At 41.3% G+C, this 24200-nt stretch carries 20 protein-coding genes, 1 pseudogene and 1 riboswitch; of the genes and pseudogenes, 16 read left to right on the top strand and 5 right to left on the bottom strand.

Annotation, left to right across the window (positions count from 1 at the left end):
* Window positions 1-27 precede the first annotated feature (27 nt).
* Window positions 28-1401, bottom strand: coding sequence for a Na+/H+ antiporter NhaC (nhaC, locus tag ACF1X7_RS05630; protein ID WP_004270096.1), 1374 nt, complete (start codon window positions 1399-1401; stop codon window positions 28-30).
* Window positions 1402-1861: 460 nt separating this feature from the next.
* Window positions 1862-2146 carry a hypothetical protein gene (locus tag ACF1X7_RS05625; RefSeq protein ID WP_411162525.1) on the bottom strand — a complete coding sequence of 95 codons (285 nt, stop codon included), beginning with the start codon at window positions 2144-2146 and terminating at the stop codon, window positions 1862-1864.
* A 167-nt stretch (window positions 2147-2313) separates the two neighbouring features.
* On the opposite strand from ACF1X7_RS05625, the gene ACF1X7_RS05620 reads away from it, so the two are divergent.
* The 5 genes from ACF1X7_RS05620 (at window position 2314) to ACF1X7_RS05600 (ending at window position 7134) form a co-directional block, all read left to right on the top strand.
* The gene (locus tag ACF1X7_RS05620) at window positions 2314-2838 is read left to right on the top strand and encodes a GNAT family N-acetyltransferase (RefSeq protein ID WP_223315866.1); all 525 of its coding nucleotides are present in this window, start codon (window positions 2314-2316) and stop codon (window positions 2836-2838) included.
* Window positions 2839-2928: 90 nt separating this feature from the next.
* Window positions 2929-3465: a hypothetical protein gene (locus ACF1X7_RS05615; protein ID WP_052202725.1), complete on the top strand. Its 537-nt coding sequence runs from the start codon at window positions 2929-2931 to the stop codon at window positions 3463-3465.
* A gap of 30 nt (window positions 3466-3495) precedes the next feature.
* Entirely contained in the window at window positions 3496-4011 is a 516-nt protein-coding gene (locus ACF1X7_RS05610; protein ID WP_004270106.1) for an Rrf2 family transcriptional regulator, read from the top strand.
* 270 nt (window positions 4012-4281) lie between these two features.
* Entirely contained in the window at window positions 4282-5322 is a 1041-nt protein-coding gene (locus tag ACF1X7_RS05605; protein ID WP_064777534.1) for a DUF916 and DUF3324 domain-containing protein, read from the top strand.
* Between the two features lie 86 nt (window positions 5323-5408).
* Window positions 5409-5586: riboswitch (Lysine riboswitch) on the top strand.
* 117 nt (window positions 5587-5703) lie between these two features.
* Window positions 5704-7134 (top strand): amino acid permease, encoded by a 1431-nt coding sequence (locus ACF1X7_RS05600; protein WP_411162524.1) that lies wholly within the window; start codon window positions 5704-5706, stop codon window positions 7132-7134.
* Window positions 7135-7206: 72 nt separating this feature from the next.
* Here the strand turns inward: ACF1X7_RS05600 and ACF1X7_RS05595 are convergent, their stop codons facing one another.
* Window positions 7207-8619 carry a polysaccharide deacetylase family protein gene (locus tag ACF1X7_RS05595; RefSeq protein WP_411162523.1) on the bottom strand — a complete coding sequence of 471 codons (1413 nt, stop codon included), beginning with the start codon at window positions 8617-8619 and terminating at the stop codon, window positions 7207-7209.
* A 164-nt stretch (window positions 8620-8783) separates the two neighbouring features.
* Between ACF1X7_RS05595 and ACF1X7_RS05590 the strand changes: the two genes are divergently transcribed.
* The 3 genes from ACF1X7_RS05590 (at window position 8784) to ACF1X7_RS05580 (ending at window position 11467) form a co-directional block, all read left to right on the top strand.
* Window positions 8784-9320, top strand: a complete 537-nt coding sequence (locus ACF1X7_RS05590) for a hypothetical protein (RefSeq protein ID WP_411162522.1) — start codon at window positions 8784-8786, stop codon at window positions 9318-9320.
* 26 nt (window positions 9321-9346) lie between these two features.
* On the top strand, window positions 9347-9706 hold the full coding sequence (locus ACF1X7_RS05585; RefSeq protein WP_146955106.1) for a hypothetical protein: 360 nt from the start codon (window positions 9347-9349) through the stop codon (window positions 9704-9706).
* 342 nt (window positions 9707-10048) lie between these two features.
* Window positions 10049-11467, top strand: coding sequence for a helix-turn-helix domain-containing protein (locus tag ACF1X7_RS05580; protein ID WP_411162521.1), 1419 nt, complete (start codon window positions 10049-10051; stop codon window positions 11465-11467).
* Window positions 11468-11513: 46 nt separating this feature from the next.
* Here the strand turns inward: ACF1X7_RS05580 and ACF1X7_RS05575 are convergent, their stop codons facing one another.
* Window positions 11514-12182, bottom strand: a complete 669-nt coding sequence (locus tag ACF1X7_RS05575; protein WP_004271313.1) for a deoxynucleoside kinase — start codon at window positions 12180-12182, stop codon at window positions 11514-11516.
* A 297-nt stretch (window positions 12183-12479) separates the two neighbouring features.
* Between ACF1X7_RS05575 and ACF1X7_RS05570 the strand changes: the two genes are divergently transcribed.
* The 3 genes from ACF1X7_RS05570 to ACF1X7_RS05560 all read left to right on the top strand — a co-directional run bounded on the left by ACF1X7_RS05570 (window position 12480) and on the right by ACF1X7_RS05560 (window position 18603).
* Window positions 12480-13973, top strand: coding sequence for a helix-turn-helix domain-containing protein (locus ACF1X7_RS05570; RefSeq protein ID WP_411162520.1), 1494 nt, complete (start codon window positions 12480-12482; stop codon window positions 13971-13973).
* Between the two features lie 296 nt (window positions 13974-14269).
* Entirely contained in the window at window positions 14270-15550 is a 1281-nt protein-coding gene (gene serS / locus ACF1X7_RS05565) for a serine--tRNA ligase (RefSeq protein ID WP_146955103.1), read from the top strand.
* A 218-nt stretch (window positions 15551-15768) separates the two neighbouring features.
* Complete coding sequence (locus ACF1X7_RS05560; RefSeq protein WP_411162519.1) at window positions 15769-18603, top strand: YhgE/Pip family protein; 2835 nt, start codon at window positions 15769-15771, stop codon at window positions 18601-18603.
* Between the two features lie 51 nt (window positions 18604-18654).
* On the opposite strand, the gene ACF1X7_RS05555 is transcribed toward ACF1X7_RS05560, so the two are convergent.
* Window positions 18655-19374 (bottom strand): GntR family transcriptional regulator, encoded by a 720-nt coding sequence (locus tag ACF1X7_RS05555; protein WP_004270964.1) that lies wholly within the window; start codon window positions 19372-19374, stop codon window positions 18655-18657.
* A 73-nt stretch (window positions 19375-19447) separates the two neighbouring features.
* Between ACF1X7_RS05555 and ACF1X7_RS05550 the strand changes: the two are divergent.
* From ACF1X7_RS05550 to ACF1X7_RS05530, 5 genes and pseudogenes are all read left to right on the top strand, one after another.
* Window positions 19448-20119, top strand: a pseudogene (locus ACF1X7_RS05550) (glycoside hydrolase family 1 protein); the annotation flags it as partial.
* Between the two features lie 144 nt (window positions 20120-20263).
* Window positions 20264-22126 (top strand): heavy metal translocating P-type ATPase, encoded by a 1863-nt coding sequence (locus ACF1X7_RS05545; protein ID WP_146955097.1) that lies wholly within the window; start codon window positions 20264-20266, stop codon window positions 22124-22126.
* Window positions 22127-22202: 76 nt separating this feature from the next.
* Entirely contained in the window at window positions 22203-22424 is a 222-nt protein-coding gene (locus tag ACF1X7_RS05540; protein WP_035186794.1) for a heavy-metal-associated domain-containing protein, read from the top strand.
* 12 nt (window positions 22425-22436) lie between these two features.
* The gene (locus ACF1X7_RS05535; protein ID WP_039098925.1) at window positions 22437-22985 is read left to right on the top strand and encodes a ferritin-like domain-containing protein; all 549 of its coding nucleotides are present in this window, start codon (window positions 22437-22439) and stop codon (window positions 22983-22985) included.
* A gap of 20 nt (window positions 22986-23005) precedes the next feature.
* Window positions 23006-23671, top strand: a complete 666-nt coding sequence (locus tag ACF1X7_RS05530; protein WP_039098924.1) for a Crp/Fnr family transcriptional regulator — start codon at window positions 23006-23008, stop codon at window positions 23669-23671.
* The last annotated feature ends 529 nt before the right edge of the window (window positions 23672-24200 follow it).

Below are 24200 nucleotides of genomic sequence, written 5' to 3'. Positions count from 1 at the left end.
ATTTTATCCTGGGCCTTTTTTGCGTGTTTAGGCGGTTTTTCTCTTTAACCCGATGCCAGTAACGGCACTGAGAATTGAGAAGATTGGTGATAAGAGACTGAAGAAACAAAATGGAAGGTAACTCAAGGTAGGGACGCCTAAAGTATTAGCGGCAAAAACGCCAGCGACGCCCCATGGAACGAGGTAGTTGATAACTGTCCCACCATCTTCAAGGGCGCGCCCTAAAGCAAGATTACTCAAGTTTGATTTTTCAAAGGTGCTCTTGAAGGCTTTACCAGGGAGAATCACAGAAAGGAATTCTTCACCGATAAAGAGGTTAACGCCAATCCCAGAAGCAATAACGGCGCTGAGCAATTGACCTGGCGTCTTAAGATGAGTAGCAAGAGGGGCCATCACGCGTTCGATTAAACCAAGCTTCATTAAGAGGCCACCGAGGGTTAAGGTCAAGATAATTAAGGCGACGGTGCTTAACATGCTATTAATCCCACCGCGTGAGAGCAAGGCATCGATACTTTTATCGCCGGTGTGGGCAACAAACCCATTTTCAATGTAACTCGCAATTTTAGCAATTGGTGTGTGTGGGTTGTGGAAAAAGATTAAACCGATTGAAACGGCAATGTTTAAAAAGAGTGTTGGAATTGCTGGCATTTTAAGGCGAGCACAAACGAAAATTAAGATGATTGGAATTAGTGCAAGTAGGCTAACTGAAGTGTGCGTGTTTAAGACAGCAACCGTCGCACCAATTTTATCGAGGGAGACATTTTTCGAGGTATGGCCAATGATAGCGTATAAAATTAATGAGCCAACAAACGCTGGAACCGTGGTCCACATCAAGTTCTTAATATGTTCAAATAGATCTGTTTCAGTAACCGCTGCGGTTAAGTTTGTTGATTGTGAAAGTGGTGATGACTTATCACCGAATATTGCCCCGGAAATAATAGCTGCGGCCACGATGGTAGTGTTTAGTCCGAGTGTGGCTCCAATCCCGAAGAAAGCAATGCCGACGGTTGAAATGACGGTAAAGGCGCTCCCGATGGCACTGCCGACAAGCGCACAGACGACGAAAATCGAGGGAATGAACCAGTGTACACTGACCATTTTGAAGCCCCAGACCATCAGGCTAGGAATCACACCGGCGGCAATCCAGATACTGATTAAGGCGCCGACGAGAATGAAAATAATGATAGGAATGATTCCGCTTTTGAGACCATCTTCGATACCAGAATGAATGGCGTCCCAGCTAAAGTGCCGCCAACGGGCCCATAGAATCAAGAGGGCAATCGCCGTTAAGACGGGTGTTTGTGGTGAAAGTTGGAAAACAATCACGCCGCTACCCATGATGGCTAGCAGAATAAGTAAAACGATACTTGCTTCTAATAAACTAGTTTTGTGTTTTGTCATTTAAATCGCATCCTTTTAAGTTTAATGGTTAGGCTGGTGCGACAAAAGACTGATAACGGAGGATTCCCCCGCACGATGCAATCTTGAACATGAAAATCCCTCCATAGTTGAAATGTGTTTTTGATTGGCAATGTTCTATGCAAATGTTTAGATATTAAGCGCTAAATCACGCACTCTACAAAAAAAGTCCCTACTCGCTGATGCGAATAGGGACGATTGGAAACCGCGGTACCACCCAGTTAACGTGTCATTTTAAGGTAACACACCACTCTTACAGGTGATAACGGTCCTGTTAATTAGCCGAATCATCCATTCAGTATTTCGTAACAATTACCCTGATCGGTTTGCAGCAACCACCGACTTTCTGACACCCAGATAATGCACTACTTAGTTTGAATTAAGATGACTTATGATTGTTATTCAATTTACGGTAGTTCGAATTAAAAGTCAAGCATGAACTTTAGAAAAAATTTGTATCTTGCAAATTGTAACTGTAATCTAACTGGTAAGAATCGCTTGGTAATGGGACAGTTTCAGCAAAACGCTGCTCGAATTCGTCGAGGGGCAAGCTTGTCCACAGACGAAAACTGTGATCATCATAAGCGGCCCAGTCACAAATTTTAGTTAATTCGGGATACCGTTGTAAATCAGGAACGGGTGTCTCAATAAAGTGTAAAAAATAATCATGGGATTCGGCTTGTTGAGAAACGGTCGAAAATAAATGGAAATAATCGCGGAATGTCATCGGTATGCTCGCTTTCTACAAGAGTAATTAATCGTTATTAGTATAAACTGAAAAAGTGGTATACCACAAATTTGGCGCTTTTGTTTAATGGAAACATAAGAATTTACTTGGCGCAACACTGTAAGTGGGTTACTATGAGTGTTGATATGACAAAGGAGTTGTTCCAGATGCAGATTAGGACTGCCACAACTGAACTACGGCATTTTCAACTAATGGATCTTGAAGTGGTCTATCAAATTGGTTGTCAAAAAAAGATTGTGACGCAGCTAAATATGACGGCTTTTCAATCTCAACAAGAAGCACAGTCGTTTCTAACAATGTTGATGAATGATGAGGATGCTTGGGCGATTGTTGATCGCACAACGCAGGTGGTGCAAGGATTGATAATGCTCGCCCCTACCCTTAGTGCGGATGGACAATCAGTCGCGGCATATGAACTCAGTTTTGCCATCTTACCGGCATATCAACGACGTGGGATTATCAGCGCAGTATTGCCGGCAACGATGCAAGCCTATGCGCAAGAAACTGGTGTAAACACCTTTAATGCGGCCTGCTTTTTAACCAACCAAGCATCGCAAGCGAGTTTACAGAAAGTTCAGTTCGAGAAGACTTATCAATCACAACTACCGGATTATTTAGGCGGGCAACGAGTTCAGTACTACCGCCGAATAGTGAACGTTTTCAAATTGTAAAAATAACATGGTTATAACCGTAATAAATCACGGTTTAAATGAGAAAGCTATGGTATAATCGGTTTGAAAGACAAATGGGGGGTTAATCAAATGGCAAACGAAAACGACCAAGCCTATGCACGAAAGTTAGCGCAAATTGAGGCAAACGAAAATTTGACGATTCTATCAAGTATGAATCAGGTTAATGATGAAAAGGTTAAGCAGTACATCGTCTATACAGACTATCGCGAAAATGGTCAACAAGAATCGACAAGTTCGATTTTTGTCTACACACCATACGCTAATGTCGACCGCTTTGGACATTCAACGGTTGATTTTCAAGCACAACTCTTATTTGAAACCAATAAATGGAAAAAAGAAATGCACATTACAGTTCTTGAAACATTGGGAGCAGCTTCACGCTTAGCTGTTTATGATTTCCAAAATCTTGGTTTAGCACAATTGGCAGTGAAAGCCTTCTGTAATTTAGCGAATAAGTTGGAAATCGAAACAATTGATGGTAATATCAGTACGTTCGATAGAGATGATTTTAAGAAAGTTGCACACATTCTTGAAAAATATGGGTTTGAGGTACAAACCGACGCAGGTCAATCCTCTGGTTCATTCATTAAGACGCGAAAGGCGTAGTGCGCGACTGTTAAAAAGGGGATAGGGCTAATGCATTTAACACGGGCGTTTGAACAAGCAACTTGTATTATCGTACTTTTGGCGACGCAAGATCCTGAACACACAATTTCGTCTGAAGTCATTCATCATCGCTTAGGCGGGTCACAGACTTACCTACGCAAAATTATTCGTAAGTTAGTAGTGGCTGGGCTAGTGAAATCGGCTTCTGGTAATAGTGGTGGTTTTACACTAGCGCGGCCAGCTGATGAAGTTTCAATCTACGATGTTGTGTTGGCCACGGAAGGACAAATTAAGTCTTATCCAGATACGGGTAAGTTGGATACGGTCTTCAATGACTTCCAACCCGTTGCTAAACAAGGAACATTGATTATTAACGCTGCGTTCCACAAGGCGGACATGCTATGGGCGAACGAGTTAAAACGGCAAACTGTTTCTGGCTTGATTATTGAGACAATTGGGCACCAAGCCATTCCAGTGATTGATTGGAATCAATCAGCCGAACAACGTGAATTACTCATCCAGAAGATCATTAAAAATTTAAAATAGAGTGAAAGCAATCCGGTTGTTGGATTGCTTTTTTTGTGCTGGAATTGAAAATTAGTTTTCAATTGATTAGTTGATAGTTTCAGAAAATTGATAATTTATTTAAAAAATGGACAATGGCATATCCAATTAACGCCGTACCACTTGTTAACAAAGGATTAAGATTAATAGTGAAGAAAATAATTAACACCAAAATTAAAAATATATATTTGCTGAAAACTTATTATTTTATTACATAAAACGTACTATGAATTAGAAGGAGTAGCGAATAGAATGAGACGAATGAAGCAACGATTTGGATTGTTATTAGCGGTGGTTGCCACTTTTGGCCTGATGTTGATGGTTAGTCATCAACCAGTTCAGGCGGAGAAAGTGACTTATTCGGTTACGCCCGTCTATCCTGATAATCAAACGGATACGGAGTTGGGCTATTATGATTTAAAAGTTACTCCTGGTCAAAAACAAGAAGTTGGTGTGCGGGTTCAAAATAGTGGAACAAAACCAATTACGGTCGATGTGACCCCTACGACAGCGACAACCAACGAAAATGGATTGATTGATTATACAGGAACCAATACTAAGCGAGATAGCTCGTTAAAGTATTCGTTTAGTGATATGATGTCGGGCGCGCAACGGGTAAAGGTACCGGCTAACGGTGAACAGACGGTGACTTTCGATTTAACAGTGCCAAATGAATCATTTAAAGGGCTGGTTTTAGGTGGCTTTTATATTTCACAAGTCCCTAAGAGTCAGGTTGATCAGGCGTTGGAACGAAAAGGTGGGGCTACTTTAACCAACCAATATTCCTACATTCTTGCAGCTAAACTGACTGAATCAGATGAAATGGTGCATCCTAGTCTACGGCTGAATAAGGTGAAAGCAGGATTGATCAATAGTCATACTGCTGTTTTAGCCAATGTTCAGAACGTCAAAGCTAATTCAGTCGGTAAGATGGTTGTTAAAGGTGAAATCCGCAAAGTTGGGTCAAACAAGGTTCTGTATCAGAACAAACGCAGCGACTTAGAGATGGCCCCTAATTCAAACTTTAATTACGGGATTGATTTAAAGAATCAACCATTAAAAGCCGGTAAATATAATATTAAGTTACGCGTAACATCGAATAAGGGGAGTTGGCTACTTTCTAAAAACTTCGAGATTACCCGTCAGGAAGTTGCAAAATATAACGATAAGGCCGTTGAATTACCAGAGAACAATAACTGGTGGTTATATGTCATTATCGGTATTATGATTGTCATTATCCTACTATTGATAATTCTTTTATGGCGGAAATCACGCAAAGATAAAGAACAATAAGCAAAATGAAAACCACGATTGAAATAATCGTGGTTTTTTAATGGAAATAATTGACGTGGTTGTGTGAATTCTGTATACTCATTTCTAACAAGATAAGAGGTCGCAAAAACCATGAGTCGTTATCCTGAACTGACTAAGCAGTAATGAGGGATAATTAAAGGGGAATTTGCCGAAATGTCAAATTGCTTATTCATTTTGATGTTGGGACTTGGTTGAATAAATCAAGGACTGTCGTAACGAAATGTTACGGGGCGCTATCAACGGATATTATAAGGCTATCAGTCTTTTTGTCGTTTTTAGCAGACAAAAAGACTGTTTTTTTGTTTGCTAGAACGTGGTTGGGGCTTTTTCTTGAAATCATAGAGAAAAGAGCGAAGTATTATGGCAGGAAATGAAATGAAGCGGGAGTTAAAGACGCGGCATCTTTCGATGATTGCGTTGGGCGGTAGTATCGGGACGGGCTTGTTTGTGACAAGTGGTTCAGCAATTGCAAAGGCAGGTCCAGGTGGTGCATTGTTAGCCTATTGTGGGATTGGGATTATGGTCTTCTTCTTGATGACCAGTTTGGGTGAAATGGCAACGTACTTGCCTGTCTCAGGTTCTTTCTCAACCTATGCAACGCGGTTTGTTGATCCAGCCCTTGGTTTTGCGTTAGGGTGGAATTATTGGTTTAACTGGGCGATTACGTTGGCGGTTGATATTAGTACCGCGGCACTCGTTACGGAATTCTGGCTTCCTGATATGCCAGGGTGGATTTTTAGCTTAGTCGCACTATTATTAATTTTCTTGATTAACATCACGAGTGTTAAATCATTCGGCGAAACGGAATATTGGTTTGCGTTAATCAAAGTGATTACGGTCATTATTTTCTTAGGTGTTGGGTTACTAACGATTCTCGGGATTATGGGTGGCCATCATACTGGCTTGAGTAACTTCACTTATAAGAAGGCCCCATTTGTTGGTGGGTTACCAATGATGTTGAGTGTCTTCGTCGTTGCTGGCTTCTCATTCCAAGGCACCGAACTAATTGGGATTACAGCTGGTGAATCAAAGACTCCAGAAAAGAGTATTCCAAAGGCCATTAAACAAGTTTTCTGGCGCATTCTGCTATTTTATATTCTTTCAATCTTCGTGATTGCTTGTTTAATTCCTTATGATAGCCACTCATTGTTGGGCGCGAGTGAAACGAATATTGCTGTTAGTCCATTTACGTTAGTGTTCAAACGGGCTGGGTTAGCTTCTGCAGCTAGCATCATGAACGCAGTGATCTTAACATCAGTGTTATCAGCGGCAAACTCAGGGATGTACGCTTCATCCCGGATGTTGTGGTCAATGGCTGAAGATGGCTATGCAGCTAAAATCTTCGCTAAGACAAGCAAACGTGGCATCCCAGTAATGGCACTGATTGGGACAACAATCGTAGGAGCTTTAACCTTTGTGACAAGTATTTTTGGAACTCGGATTTATTTATTCTTAGTGGCAGCTAGTGGGTTGACTGGGTTTATTGCTTGGTTAGGAATTGCTGTGTCACATTATCGTTTCCGTCGTGCGTTCAAGGCACAAGGTCATCAGTTGAGCGAATTGAAATATCATGCACGTTGGTTCCCATTTGGTCCCATTTTTGCATTCGTGCTTTGTTTATTGGTGATTGCAGGGCAAGATATTCAAGCCTTTAAGAACTTCGATTGGACAGCGATTGGGATTAGTTATATGAGCATTCCATTGTTTGTCGTACTATATGTTTACTATAAAGTACGGTACAAAACTAAGATGATTCCACTAGAAGAAGTTGATTTATCAAAACATAAATAGCGTGCGGCTTACGGAGCACGTTTAGATTACAAAAAGGCCCGACAATTTAAGTTGTCGGGCCTTTTTGCGTTATTATAGCGAGCGTTGATCACCAGCTTTGAAATATTGTTGATAAGGTGTTAATCGTTGCTTGAAGAGCTCGTTGACTGTCACGAAATGTCGTTTTTGAGCGGTTTGTTCTTTAGCAATTGCGGGTAATGCCTTAATCGTTGCCTCACTTGTGTGCAGTAAGACAATATCACCACCTGTAATACGTTCATTTACATTTTTGGCAACTGTCGGCGCATCAATATCTAAGCGCCAATCTTCCGAATCAACACTCCAAGCGATTAGTGCCCGGCTAGCAGCGGTTGTTAATTCCGTACTAGGGGTTTCGGTTGTGACCCGTAATAAGTGTGGCAATTGACCACTGGCTTTGAAGTAGGCGGCATCGGTTTGCTTGAGGTTATCGGCAATTTCTGACGCGCTCATTGTGTCCAAGTCATCATCGTTGTTATACGCTTGGGTGCCAACGACATGGCCAGCTTTGAGTAATTGCTTCAGTTGATCCGGATGTTCTTTAGCTGCTTTACCAGTAGTGAAAAAAGTTGCTTTGATGTTTAAATCGTTTAGTTGATTAATGACACTCGTAATAGTGCTAGGTTTTAATGTCGTATTAAAGGTGAGTGCAATCTTTTTAGCACCACCTTTTTTGGAAGGCATTTGATTGTCTTCTGGGACAAGGTTGGGATTGAGGTATGGACCAACCGTTGCCATTGGCAGGGCAATTGTTTCGATATCAAGAGGATTCTTTGCGAATTTCAATGTTAGACCATCGGTTGTAAATTCGAAATTGGTTGCTTGATCATTTCCTGGGAAATCAAGTGCTTCCAATTGTGTAAGTTGTTCGGGGGTATAATTATGGGCTTGTAATTGTTGGTCAATTGCAAGTTGACGAATCATCGGAATTGTTGTGCTATCTTTTTGCAAATCTTTAAACGAAACCGATGTTGTATTGTGCTGCATATCATAGATGGCTTCAGTTCCAGTTTGTGAAAATAAGCGTTGATAACGGGTCTTAAACCGTGATTTCACAAAACCATAAGCCTCGGCGGTTGGCTTAAAAGCATACGTATTGTCTTGCAAGTTCTTAGCAGTATAACTGACGTACAATGTGATATGGTCAATGTCGGGTGATTCTTTGTGTGCTTTTGCATAAAGCTGATTACCGAGTGCGACTTCTTGTTTTTGTAAATCGATATTGGCCCCATTTTGGTTTTGTGGGACAAAATAATAGATTTTTCCATGCGGTTTGGCTGTAGCGTAGATTTTAAAGGCCGCGTATTGACCACTTGCTTGGTCATTAAAATCACTTAAAGTTGACTGCTGCATATTCTTTTGCGACTGTTTAAACTGCTCTCTCATAAAATATTGGTTCTCAAAATACATAATTGGTATTAAGAAGAGTGTCAGAACAATCAAAGTCCATTTTTGCCAAGTCCGCATGAATACTATCCTCCAGTAAGTTTGTTTATCTAAATTTAGTATACTGAATTTAATCGCGACTTGAAAGTATTATTCGTGAACTAATCTACATACCCGATGCTCCGATTTCACCCAATCATGATAAAGCCGTTTTTGGTCAGGGCCACGATTTTCCAGGCATTCAGGTGCCTGAGATTCGCTCTGTCACATTAGCTGATCCGGGTGCCAAAAATGCACAGTCTGTAAAATCGAATGGCCATGCGCAGTTTAATTATGCGGATGGCACACTGCATGCGGCCCCGCATTACGGGATTACAGGACAAGTCGACCTAGTTAACCCGCCTGATTCTTTTGGGTTATACTATCGTGTTAATGCAGATCAAAATGCAGTGTGGCAACCGGTGATAACCGATTCGCAGTTGCATTTATCGGAGAGCTTTATGGCACAGCTAATTAATGCTAGTCAGAATCAGACAGGGAATCCGACTACTACGGAGCAAGGGCTGCAGTGTGATGTCATGCGGACAAGCGACATTGAGTTTACGTTGTCTGAAAAGGCGGCAAGTGCACCTATTGCAAATGATGATTTAAATCCAATTGCTAAATTCCAATTCAAATTAACTTTAAACGGGGCAGTAGAGGTTGGCATCCCGAAAACAATTACGTTTGATGACGAAATTTTGGGTCAAAGTAGGGGGGGACTAATCGGACGATTGCGCTAAATGAGGTACCAAGTGTACAACTAAAAGTGGCAGATACTGGTACACCAAAAGCGCCGAAAGTAGTCATATGTAATCCGTTGTGTAGTCATTTTGATTTACAACTAGGCTATCTGGGGATAAATCAACGACCCAATAATCCCTTTTATATGCAAGAAAATTTTAAATACCGCTTAAATGATAGTGATGCAAAAGCATTAACTAATGAGTCGCCTGATAATCAATGGGTTGATGGGATTCTACAGCGGCCAATCAGTGAGCAAGATTTAACGAGTTATGGAACCACAGTTGGTTGGAAACAAAGTCAGTTGCAGTTATCACTACCTTATAATGATGCTTATCAGATTGGCCCATATAATGCTGATTTGAAATGGCAATTGGTGATTTAAGTTATTAGCGTGTTAGGTTTAATTAGAGCTGATGATGAAATTATTTTCAGCTTTTGAGGCGGTGTGTATTAATAACGCATCGCCTTTTGTTATACGCAACAAATATCGCTGTAGAATGGTTATGCTTTAATATCGATTGATGGTAAAATATATATCAATTATTTGGAACAAGGGGTTAGGCAATGTGGATACCAATAGTGTTTATTTAACATCGGCAGAAAAGATAAGTATGCTCTTTTCTTAGATATTATTAATGTCAAATGGGATGAATTACCCATTAGAAAACGAATGAGCATGGCTAAAAAGGGCGAAGCACTAATCGATGACGTCAATTTGAAGTAAGTGGCAACATTGTTAGACCGTAATTATAGTAGCTTATACAATACGTATGTCAGTATTGTTGGGGATCTGCAGGCAATATTAGGGACGGAGGAAGATGATGTTAAGCGACTCTTCGCAATTCCAAGTGATGTCTATCATTTATATTTAGTACAACATTCTGACATCTATGATTTCGTACAGATTCTATTGCGGGGCGGGGATATATCGTTTAAAACCTTCTTAGCAGAGCATGATAGTAGTAAAGCAACTGTATTACGTCATTTGAAGCAAGTCCGCGATCTAACCCGCGCTTTCAACTTACGGGTTTCATACGAACCAATCCGGTTGGAAGGTGATGAGAAGAGAATTCGATTGGTCTTATCCGCCTTATACTGGTTGGCATCTGGTTGGCATCAATGGCTATTTGAAGAAATCAATCACGAATGTGTTTTGTCGGCCTTTGACTATGTCTGTGATGAATTTCAATTGCAAAAGCCTAACCTATTAACGCACGAAATTGGCGCCACGATTCTGGCAGTAACTTATTATCGAGTGATGGCCGGTGCAGTCGTGCAGCCCGATGAAAAATTAGCAACTATTCGGTATCCCTATCCTAATTTAATCAGTGATTTACTTGCAGCCGATTTCACTAAAGAATCAACGGGATTACGAACTTGTTTGGCAGAGTTAACGTTAACGGAAGGGCGTTCAGAAGCCGCTGGACTATTCTTCTTGTTACGGTATTGTCCAGTGCCGTTACGCTCAATAACAAGTACTAAGGTGACTGCTGATTGGGCAGATGAACGTTATATACCAGAAATTCATCGTTTTGTGACTGCCTTTTTGGAGCGTATTCCATTTGATATTATGCATGAGTTAGAGATTTCGCAGCACACATATGATATTTTCAAAAATGCGTTGTTAACGACTACGGTGACGACCTATATCCTTGGGATGGACGCGACCTCTGTCGTTTTTAATGAATTAGTCATTCGTATGCCGCAGCTAAAACCCAATGAACTACTCCATAAAAAAATTAGTGATACCGTAGATTACCTCTTATTCGAACCAGCTTTTAGTTTTTTAGCAAGTGGGCGGGAGAATTTGATAAAGGCTTACTATAATTTAATTCAACAAGTCATCCAGCAGTATCATCCTGTAAGCCAGGTGAAGGTCGCACTCGTGATTGAGCAAGATTACATTGGCTATATGGATATCTTAACAACACTCGATAATATCAAATATGTCGCTGTTAGTACGACCGATGAAGCTTTACGGGATGCAGACCTGATTGTTCGGACGTCGAGCATTGCCTTACCCGAAAACGTTAATCCGGAGGCGTTGTATTTTACGTGGCGCTTAAATGCTAGTAGCGATCACTATGCCCGGCTGTATGGCATTATTCATGAATTATGGATGCAAAAAGGTACCCAAGCATAATAAAAAAGCCGTTCGACAATTTGTCGAACGGCTTTTTTTTGTGCAATTAGGCACCCATATTTGCTTCTTGTTCTGCGTTTAAGGCTTTCACCCGTTCGTCAATCATTTCGATGACTTTTTGACGATCAGCTTCGTTTTCAACGAAGTCTAATTTGTCACCATCGATTTGCATCTTGGGACTTTCGTCATAGGCTTCATACCAAGCATCATAACGGCTGTTTAATTCTTTATAATAGTCGTAGAGGGTTGGATCGGCTTCTAGTTGTTCGTATGAACGACCACGTTTTTGAATCCGTGAAAGCATTGTTTCGAAACTAACGCGTACATGGATTAATAAGTCAGGGCGTTTCTTGTGGGCAGCAAATGGCAATTCTTGCATCATGTTGGCTAATAATTCGTCGTAGACACGGACTTCGGTTGCGGTAGCGCGACCAAGATCAGCGTTCAAGTGGAAGAGTAATGAATCTTCGAAAATTGAACGGTCTAAGATGTTGTTATCATCTGTATATGCTTGTTTGATACTATCAAATCGTTTGTTTAAGAAATAGATTTGTAGTAAGAACGCATATTTAGTTGGATCTTTGTAGAATAATGGTAATACTTCATTATCGTCTACTGATTCGTAAAAGGCTTCAGTGCCTAAGTGATCAGATAGATATTTGGTTAAACTAGTTTTTCCTGCACCAATTGTGCCAGCAAGTACGAGCAATGTCATCAGTCTCCCTCTTTTGACCATAAAATGTGTTTAAATTATTATTGATATACAACATATGGTGTTTTACAACCAAACGTCACTTAAATATTCTAGCATTTCTGACGTAAAAAGCAATCTTTGATTTTAGACAACGCAATAGTTACTATTTGCACAATTTATGGTAGGGTTAATTACTAATTATAAGGATTTTTACTAGGGGGAGTCGGTTTGAACGCAAGTGAGAGTATTTTTCTAACGTAAGCGGAAAATGATAAGTACGCCTTATTAATGGAGATTGTTGGTTTAAAACGGGATGAGTTGCCTGTTAAAAAGCGGATTGAACTATCGCGTAATAATCAGCCGCTCGTTGAAGATGTGAATCTAAAACAAGTAGCAATACTATTAAATCGCAGTTACGGTAGCTTGTACAATATGTACATGAGCATTATTGGGGACCTAAAGGAAATTACCGGACCGGATGTTGATGATATTAGAACCTTGTTCAGCGTTCCAACAGATGCCTATCACTATTTATTAGTGAATAAGTCAGAAGCGTTTGATTTTATCAAAATCTTACTCAAGGGTGAGACCGTTACATTCCAAGAATTCTGGGAAGCCCATGATACGAGTAAGGCAACGGTGCTACGCCATTTAAAAGGGGTGCGCGACTTAATTCGCTCATTTGATATCCGTATGTATTATGATCCACTTCGGTTAAAAGGCGACGAAAATAAAATTCGTTTAGTCTTAACGATGTTATTCTGGATGGCAACGGAAGGGCATACCTGGCCCTTTGAAGATGTTAAACGAGACGATGCACTTAAGGCGTTCGATGTTGCGATTGATCGGTTCCAATTGGAAAAAACCAATATTTTGACCCGTGAACTAGGGGCGTATTCAATCGTCATAACCTATTTCCGATTACTACAAGGTCACACGGTTTCAACTGAACTAGATGGCGATTTTATCCGTTATCCAGTTCCCAATATGGTTTCTGAATATCTAAAACAGCCCTTTGAAGACCAAGCTTTACGGATCAAGAGCATCCTTGCACAAATGACCCAAGAAGAAGCGATGGCTGAATCATTCAATATATATGACATCATTAATTTTGGACCGATTCAGATTCAGGATGCTAATCCCTACATGGAATCTTACGAAACGCGATACAAGCGGTATATTCCAGTGATTTACGAGTTTGTAGAAGCTTTTATTGATCAAATTCCATTTGACATCAAGAAATACCTAAACTTAGACGATGCGAATTATCAAGGTTTCGTGCAAACGATGATTTCGATGACGATGACCACTTACATGTTTAAACAAGATGTGACATCGGTGCTCGCTGACCAAATGATGGAAAGTGTTGAATATCTCAAGCCAAATGATGTCCTAAAACAAAATATTGATGATACGGTGGATTACTTATTAATCAATCCGAAAGTGTCATTCTTAGTCAAATTACGTGAAGAATTGGTCAGTGGTTACTACAACGTCTTGCGTCAGATGATTCAACGGTTTGCACCGATGAATAAAGTGAAGGTTGTCGTTGTGACGGAACAATCCTTCCTCGGGTACTTTGATTTGATGACTGCACTGAATAGTGTTTTGTATGTGGATGTTAGTCAATCTGACGCGGATTTAATGGATGCTGATATGGTGGTTACGACTTCGATCATTGATTTAACTGGCATCGTTAACCCAGAAGCGGTGATGTTTAAATGGCATCAAAATGCAGATAGCGATCATTTTGGACGTATGCTCGGTTTATTACGAGGTCTATGGATTCAAAAATCATCTATTGATGATTGAATTTAAAGATTAAATGCGGTATTCTTACATTAAGAAGTAAACACGTGAATAAGCGCCTATATGGATTGACAGAGAGATACCGGTTGGTGGAAGGTATTGAATCCAGCATTCCAGCGCAATAGTGGGTAGTGATGAACTACACGGTTCCTGGCCGTTATCAGTAATTGAGGGCACCTATTATTTGTAGTGGGTGAACTTGGGTGGTACCGCGAATTGAAGTCTTTTCGTCCCAATTAAGGGATGAGAAGGCTTTTTTTATTGTTGTTAATTAAAGATCATTAAAAGGAGAGAGTGCAATGTTAGATATTAAAGTCATTCGAGAAAATGTCCAATGGGCAAAGGATAAGTTAGCTAGCCGCGGTGTTCAAGCTGCAGAAATTGATGAGGTCATCGCATTAGATGAAAAACGCCGTGCCTTAATTGTGAAGACCGAAGAATTGAAGAAAAATCGCAATGCTGCTTCAGAAGCCATTGCCATTGCCAAGCGCAATAAAGAAGATGCGACTGAACAAATCGCTGCCATGAAGAATGTTGGGGCCGAAATCAAGGCTTTGGATAGCGAATTGGCTGAAGTGAAGGCCAAAGTGGACTACATCTTAGTACGCTTACCCAACTTCCCAGATGATTCAGCACCCGTTGGCCCAGATGAAAGTTTTAGCCGTGAAGAACGCAAATGGTCAACACCCCGTGAATTTGATTTTGAACCATTAGCACACTGGGATATCGGTGAAAAATTAGGCATCTTAGACTTTGAACGCGCCGCTAAAGTATCAGGTAGTCGCTTTGTTTACTATAAGGGTGCCGGTGCACGTCTTGAACGGGCCGTTTATAACTTCATGTTGGATCAACATGCTAAAGAAGGCTATGAAGAAATGATTACGCCGTACTTAGTGAATGGCGAATCAATGTTTGGGACTGGCCAATTTCCTAAGTTTACGGAAGATGTTTACACAATGACCAACGAAGGCGAACCCATGACTTTGATTCCAACCGCCGAAGTGCCATTGACGAACTTCTACCGCGACGAAATCTTGGATGGCGCACAATTGCCAATCTACTTCACTGCCTTATCACCAGCTTTCCGTTCAGAAGCAGGAAGTGCCGGCCGTGATACCCGTGGTTTAATCCGGATGCATCAATTTAACAAAGTTGAAATGGTGAAATTCACGAAACCAGAAGAATCATTCAATGAACTAGAAAAAATGACCGCCGATGCTGAAAATATCTTAAAAGCATTGAACTTGCCATATCACGTCATCACATTGGCAACTGGCGATGCCAGCTTCACATCAGCTAAGACATACGATATCGAAGTTTGGTTACCAGCTCAAAATACGTACCGTGAAATCTCAAGTTGTTCAGATTGTACAGACTTCCAAGCACGCCGCGCCCAAATTCGTTACCGTGACGAAGATGGCCACGTCAACTTGGTCCACACATTGAACGGTTCAGGCTTAGCAGTCGGCCGGACAGTTGCCGCCATCTTGGAAAACTATCAAAACGAAGACGGCAGCGTCACAATCCCAGAACCATTGGTACCATACATGGGTGGCATGACGAAGATTGAAGCAAAATAATTAATTTAATAGGAAGTCATTTGTTTCTTCCATAAGGGAGACGGTTGTTATATAAATAACGACCGTCTTTTTTTGTTAGATTAGAAACAGTTGTGAATAGAGAATAGTTTGGCGCATAAGACTTGAAATTTAAATGAAAAAAGGTTAGACTAATTTAGTTATCGTGGATATTGAATGTAATCAATTAAGCAACTTATATAATTAAAGGAGATTTTAGCATGAAGATGATTCAAAACGAATTTAAGTTCATTGCCAAGAATCGTTTAATCATGATTTCGTTAATCGCAATCGTGTTTATTCCATTCTTGTACAGTATCTTTTTCCTTAAATCTGTCTGGGATCCTTATGGTAGCTCTGGTGAATTACCAGTCGCTGTCGTTAATAATGATCAACCAGCCACTTACAACGGTGAAACGTTGAGCGCTGGTAAAGATATGGTAAAAGAATTGAAGAAAAACGACCAACTTGGTTGGCGTTTCGTATCAGCAAAAAAAGCACAACAAGGGCTTAAAGATAAGGAATACTACACTGTAGTGACCCTACCTAAGAACTTCTCTGCCAATGCTGCTACAGTCTTGGATAAGAATCCTAAGAAGATGCAAATTCAATACAAAACCAACGATTCATTGAACTTCATCGGTGAAGTGATCAGTGAAATGGGTGCCAAGGAATTGAACGCCCAAGTTCGGGAAACTGTCACAAATGCTTACGCTAAAGTGATGTTCAAACAGGTTAAGACTGCCGGTAAAGGGTTCAGTACTGCTGCCAAGGGTGCTAAACAATTAACAGACGGTTCTGTAACGTTATCAGATGGTTTAAATGTTTATACAGCCGGTGTTGCCCAAGTCAACGATGGTATCATGACGATGAAAACAAGTGTTGTGCCATTATCAGATGGTGTTAAACAATTAGCTGATGGCTCAAACACACTTAACAACGGCTTACTATTATTAGATAGCAAGACGGGTGCACTCGCATCAGGCGCAAGCCAATTAGATAGCGGTGCAGGTCAATTGAACGCTGGTCTCCAAACATTGAACAGTAAAACAGGTGCGTTATCTAGTGGTGTTACTCAGCTAAGTACTGGTTTAAACACATTAAATAGTAGTAGTAGCCAACTAGTCGGTGGTGTCGGTCAATTAGATGGTGGGACTGATCAATTAATTGATGGTAGCCAAAAATTGAACGCAGCATTAACGGATGCATCTAACCAAATTTCTGATCAATTAGAAAAAGGTCAACTTAAGATTGAAGAACTTCAAGATGGTATGACTGCCCTGGATGATGGCATTCAACGATTGAACGCTGGTATTCATGACCCTGCTATGGATGCAGTGACAAATCAAGTAACTGCTGATTTAACTGGTATTGGTGCAAATACCGCAAGTACAGCGGAATCACTTAACCAAATTAAAGCGAAGTTATACGATACGGATTCAAGCACAAGTGCTGCAAGTCAAGTAGCTAATACGGGTGCCCAATTAGGTACAATCCAAGCAGTTATGGCAGATCCTGCTATGCAAGCAACATTAAAAGCTAACCCAGCGTTAGAAACGAAATTAAATGCTGCGCTAGCAAGTGCAGGTGCTAGTGTTAAAGCTACGGGTGATCAATTAACATCATCTAGTGCAGATGCAGTTGCTATTGGTGGTAAAGCTGCTGACAATAAGGAGCGCTTAAAATCAATTCAAGCACAAATGACTACACTGATGGGAAGTCTTCAACAATTAAAAGATGGCCTTAAGAATTTAAGTGCCAAATCACCCAAAGCAAAAGCCAGTGTAAATGCAGCCATCGATACATTAACAGGTGGGTTAAAAACTGTTAACGCTGGTTTAACACGAACCGGTAATACTGCTGATACAATGGGTGCTATTCAAGCAACTGCAACAATTAATGCTGGTTTACGTCAAATGAAATTAGGCCTTGTTGGTACACCAAGTCAAATGGGCTTAATTCCAGGATTAAATGCTTACACTGCTGGTGTTTCACAAGCAAGCGCAGGTACAAACCAATTAAACGGTCAAATTCCAGCCTTAACAGGCGGTGTTAGCCAATTAGCAACTGGTTCAGCTGCACTTGCTGCCGGTACTGGTGCTTTAAATGCCCAAGTACCTCAATTGACAAGTGGTATCAGTCAATTGGCAACTGGTTCAACAGCCTTGAACAATGGTCTTGGTCAATTAAATGGTCAAATTCCAACGTTAACAAGCGGTGTTGATCAATTAGCTGCTGGTACAAATCAATTAACGGATAACTCAGCTAAGTTAACAGATGGTGCTGGTCAATTAACAGATGGTAATAAAACATTAGCATCTGCATTGAAATCTGGTGCAAATGAAGTTAACTCAATTCAATTAACGGATAAGACAGCCGATATGTTTGCTGCACCAGCTGAATTGAAACATTCAAATTACAGCTATGTGCCTAACTACGGTCATGCCTTAGCACCTTACGTCCTTTCAGTAGCATTGTTCGTTGGCGCAATTGTCTTCAACTTTGCTTATCCAATTCGGAAGATCTCAATGACTGGTCAATCATCAACAGCATGGTTCTTAAGTAAAATCACGGTTGGCGCTTTAGTCGCTGTCGGGATGGCAATTATCGAACCTGCCTTAATGATGGTTGCTGGATTAAACGTCGATCATCCAGCACAATTCTTCCTAATGGCAATTACCTTCTCACTTGCTTCGATGTCGATCATTATGTTCTTATCAATGACATTTGATAATCCTGGTCGTTTCTTAGCAATGGTCCTCTTGATGCTTCAATTAGGGGGTTCAGGTGGTACATTCCCAATGGAAATCACGAACCACTTCTACAACGTCATTCACCCATTCTTACCAATGACGTATTCAATTCTAGGGCTCAGAGAAGCAATTACATCTGGTTTAGGTACCGGTCAAATTGTTCAATCATTCTTTGTTCTCTTAGCCTTCATCGTCGTAGCACTCTTGCTATTATGGTTAGGAATGAATCATTTACAAAAAATCGGCAACGGTGGTCGCTCACAATTAGACGATAACCAAAAATTACAAGATGTCGAAAAATAATCACTAGAAAAAGCCTGTCAGCTAAATGCTGGCAGGCTTTTTTTAGTGCAATTAAGTATTCTTAACGTCTAAGAATGTATAACCGCGGCGATCATAACGGTTGCGACTTCTTGAGTATTCAATCGGTTGGCCATTATCGAGATAAACAACTTGTTCAACTTCTAAGACGGGATCAGTTGGGGCGCAGTCCAGATATTGCTGGTCATATTCATCGGCCTTATCGGCTTGAATATTGCGAAAGGCACCCGCGAACGTGAGGTGTAGGGTCTCCTTAAGGTAGGTGTAGATTGACTGTGCGAGAACATCATCAGTTAATCCGGGAACTAGACTCACTGGCATGTAGGTATGTTCGAGGACGCTATTAACGCCGTCGATAATCCGCAGTCGAATGATTTTGTAGACGGGCTGTTGATCAGCAAGCATTAAGCGCTCTTTAATCTCAGGCGTTGGGAAAGTCACCTCAAACGTGATGACCTTACTTGAGAGTGTTTTACCAATGTCGGCTAAGTCACGTGACATCCCACGGTATTGATCCGCCGGTGCCGTTGATTTATTCCAAAAAGAGTGGTCTAACACCTTTGTACCAGCGCCGCGTCGTGATAGAACGAGTCCTTCCATCGTTAAAATCGTGATTGCTTTTTTGATCGTCATTCGACTAGCATCGAATTCTTGAACTAAGTCGGTTTGATTGGGTAACAACGTATTAGCAGGATAGCGCCCTTGTTTAATCCGTTGTCGAATAATGTTGGCAATTTCTTCGTATTTTGGCAAAAAAATACCCCGCTTTCTACTTATAGTTTAGTGGAAACAACGGGGTAAAACAATCTTTAGTTTGCCAGAGGATCTTGCAGATGCTTTTTTCAACCGTTCATTCTTAGATCCTGCCGTGAAGGGGGAATTCCCCGCTGATTTAGTCGCGATTTTAAAAGATCTAGCCATCTTACCTGACTATCAACCAGCTGACTTAGCATTGATTAAGGCGAACACTGTGGATTTATTGGGGATTAATTATTATCAACCACGGCGCGTGAAGGCCAAGGAAACCCCAATCGACCATACAAACGGCCCGATGCCGGATGATTTTTTCGACAATTACGATATGCCGGGTAAGAAAGTCAATCCGTATCGCGGGTGGGAAATCTACGAACGTGGGATTTACGATATTTTGAAGAACGTCCGCGAAAATTACGGCAACATTCCATGCTTCATTTCGGAAAACGGGATGGGCGTTGAAGGCGAAAAACGTTATCGCAATGCGGATGGCCAGATTAATGATGACTACCGGATTGAATTTGTACAGGATCATTTGAAGTATGTCCATCAAGCCCTTCAAGAAGGCAGCAACTGTCTCGGTTATCATATGTGGACGTGTATGGATAACTGGTCATGGACCAATGCCTATAAGAACCGCTACGGTTTTATTGCGGTGGACTTAGACCATGATTGCCAACGGACGATTAAAAAATCAGGTCATTGGTTCAAGCAAGTCGCTGATCAAAATGGGTTTGAAGCCTAATCGAATTGAAAAAGCACAATCGACGAAACAATCGTTGATTGTGCTTTTTTGTCTGTTATATTCGGGTAAACTTGATAACCATCAAGTTCTTAAAATCGACTTTCTTCTATACTAAAGACAATCGTTAGGAAGAAGGGATTTTAAATGAAATTTCAAAGATGGTTACAATCCGTGAAGAATCAGATTGCGCTGACTGTTGGCGGATTGATTGCAGTGGCCTATGGCTGGTATTGGCTTGGTGGGGCGGTAATTGTGATGCAAGGGCTGTTATTGGTTGCGTCAATGATGGGGGTTGCACCGATTTTGATGCAGGCGTATCAAGCACTAAAAGTGAAAGTCGTCAGCATTGATTTGCTGGTCACGATTGCGGTATTGGGAGCGCTAATCATTGGTGAGTTCAATGAATCGGCGATTGTCACGTTCCTCTTTTTATTCGGGAGCTATCTTGAACAACGAACCTTGAAAAAGACACGGGAATCAATTCGCGCATTGTCTGCAATGGCGCCACAAACGGCACAAGTGTTAGCGGCCGATGGCACCACTACGACGGTGGGTGTTGATGATGTCGAGATCGATGATCAAGTACTGGTTAAAGCTGGCGCTCAGGTGCCGGTTGATGGGCAAGTCGTCCAAGGTAGTGCCTATGTCAATGAGGCTAGCATCACTGGCGAAGCACAACTCGTTAAGAAAATAGTGGGTGATGCTGTTTATTCCGGGGCAATTGTGGATAACGGGACATTGACGGTTACCGCAACGCAGGTTGGGGATGATACAACTTTTGCCCAAATTATTGAATTGGTTGAAGAGGCCCAAGATAGTAAGTCACCCGCGGAAAAATTCATTGATCGTTTTGCGACGTATTACACACCGGCCGTTTTAGTGTTGGCATTAGCGATTGGCTTAATCACGCGCGACTTTAAACTTGCGATTACGATTCTGGTGCTTGGTTGTCCAGGTGCGCTAGTAATTGGTGCGCCAGTTTCAATCGTGGCGGGGATTGGCAATGGCGCGAAGCATGGGGTTTTGATTAAAGGCGGCGAAGTCGTTAATGCGATGGCTGGCATTGATACGATGGTCTTTGATAAAACTGGGACATTGACTAAAGGGGACACGGCAGTTGCACATGTGCAATTTTATACAGCGGCAGAACAAGCAACGTTGGCAGTGACTACCGCGGTTGAAGCACAGTCAGATCATCCACTGGCGACTGCGATTGTGCAGTATGCACGGGAACGAGGGGTGACAGACTTACCAACTATTGAACGAATTGAAACGCTCAAAGGGTTGGGGGTACAAGCTGAAGTCGCTGGTCAAACAATTCGGATTGGGCGGGCCAAGATGATGACTGAAGCAGGGATCCGGTTAACCGGTGCGCAGATTGCGGCGATCACGGCCAGTCAAACAGCAGGGCAATCAACCGTGTTAGTCGCAGTTGACCAACAAGTTGTTTTATTAATTGGGATTGCTGATACTGTTAAACCGGAAGCCAAGGCAGCATTAACGCGTTTGAAAAAAGCGGGCGTTAAACATTTAGTCATGTTGACGGGCGATAATGACCAGACGGCCGCAGCAATTGCCAAAGCCGTCGGGATTACTGAATACCACGCGAATCTTTTACCGGCAGAGAAGGTTGAATTCATTAAGACCTACCAAGCAAACGGTCAAAAAGTGGCTTTTATCGGGGATGGGATTAATGATAGTCCTTCGCTTGCACTGGCTGACATTGGAATTGCGATGGGTTCTGGGACAGATGTCGCGATTGAGACATCCGATATTGTGTTAATGCAATCGACGTTATCCGAATTAGTGTATGCCGATTACCTCACGAAGGCGACGGCACGTAATACAGTTCAAAATATTGTGATTGCTGTTGGAACGGTCGGATTGTTATTGCTTGGCCTGATGCTTGGCTGGGTACAGATGGCTAGTGGGATGTTTGTTCATGAAATTAGTATTCTGGTCGTGATTTTCAATGCGATGCGACTGATTCGGTTTAAAGTTCGCTAAACTTGATGGCGGTCAATTTTTAATCATGTAGCGCGCGATATAGTAACAGTAATCAAACGAAAAGGTGGTCATTGAAATGGCAAAATTGGTGATGCAATTAGACGAGCTATCATGTCCGTCATGTATGCAAAAGATTCAAGCGGGTGTCAGTCAACAAGATGGGGTTGAATCAGTGAAAGTTCTCTTTAATGCTAGTAAAGTGAAAGCAGAATACGATGAAGCCGTGACAAACCCAGATGAATTAACACAAGCTGTAACTGACTTGGGCTACAGCGTTCAAAGTATCAAAGTGAAATAGGGGGCAATTAATATGTTATCTAATGAAGAAATCGAAACACGTTACCAAGCAGAAGTTAAACAAGCTGATGTTGATCACCATACACCAACCGCGGGTGCCATGATCGGCCATGTGATGGCTAACTTAACGATTCAACGGCGTAAACTCCGTCAAATGAAGTGGTACGCTAAAGGAATCAATAACCAAGCTTTTAAAGCGCAATTAACCACATTGCTTGCAGAAAATGATATGCTATTAGACAAGACGGCCGAACGGCTACTAGACGAAGGTGAAGTGCTTCCGACGACGCAAGCTGAGTATACCGAGTATGGGATGCTGACAGAAGAGCCGCGGATTAAGTACTGGGAGATGCCAGCGATGATTGCGGAAATGGTTGCGGACTATAATACTGCTAATCTATTTGTTTCCCGTGCGATTAAACTTGCGGAAAAAGAAGAACGATTTGCTCTAGCGGCGGATATGGTTTCTTTAATGGGCTACAACCAACACCAAATCCGTAAATTGCAAAGCCAACTAGGAAAAGCAGCGCGCGAAGGATTAGATGAAGAAGACGACGATTAAGATAGAGGGAAGTGGGCTAGGTGACTGACGAACAACATATTTGTGCTGAGATAGCACCGATTTTTAATCATTTAGACCGTGATAGTTTGGTCAAGATTTCGGCAGTTACCCATCATGAACGCGTTAAAAAAGGGACGTTGGTGATGAGCCCGATGGATCAGAAGCGGTTAGTGATCTTAGCTAAGGGGAGCATTAAGGTCTATCAGCTCTCTACAGCAGGCAAAGAGCAACTGCTACGCATGATGGAACCCGGTGATTTTGAAGGAGAAAAGTTACTTTTTAAAACGGAAGATGAGCCGTTGTACGGTGAGGTCTTGCAAGATAGTACAATTTGTACGTTATCGCGGAGTGATTTTCAACAGTTACTGTTAGCCTATCCCGAAATTAGTTTAAAGTTACTAGAAGCAACTACTGATAAGATGACGCGTTTGGAAAAACAGGCGAACTTAATCAATATCGAGTCAGTTGAATCCAGAATCGTGACTTATCTACTTGATTTAGCTAAAGCGAGCGGAGAAACTGAAGTGATGATTCCGATGAAGTTAAAAGAACTGGCAACATATATTGGAACAACGCCTGAAACCTTATCGCGTAAGTTAAAACAGTTAGAAAGTCATGCGCTAATTGAACGAAACGGTCGAAAGATTGCGATATTAGACTATGAAAACCTAGAAGACTTCTATTAGGACGTGAAGATTCTGCGAATTTTGCAGGATCTTTTTGTTTACCTATACCAATTTGGATAAAATTGGAACAAATAGCAGTTTAAAAGTATTATGAGGGATAATCAATAGCGCAGATTAGGGATGAGAATCCGGGTGATATGAATTATTTTTTCGATATTTATACAGGAATTCAATTTTTTTGAAATTTTTTCAAATTAGTGATTGACGTTGTCCCACTAGGATGGTAAGATATTCTATGTCGTCGAGAGATGAGCATGTAGCAAAACGTTGAATGAATATTACTTAAAAAAAGTTGTTGACATTCGGGTTTATACATGATAAGATAGATTGTGTTGCTTATGAGTTTTAACTTAATAAGTGATTAACTAATATCTGATGTAGACCTTTGAAAACTGAACAAAGTTTCGACAAACCAAATGTGTAGGGTCGCCCTTCGGGGCACAAAACATATTTGCAAAGTCAATTTCGCTAGCAAATAAATTAAGTAACAAAACAAGAGCTACAAACTTTTAATCGAGAGTTTGATCCT

The organism is Latilactobacillus sp. VITA-14, assembly GCF_046580785.1.
Taxonomy (GTDB): domain Bacteria; phylum Bacillota; class Bacilli; order Lactobacillales; family Lactobacillaceae; genus Latilactobacillus; species Latilactobacillus curvatus.
This window is presented reverse-complemented; position numbering and strand designations above follow the sequence as displayed.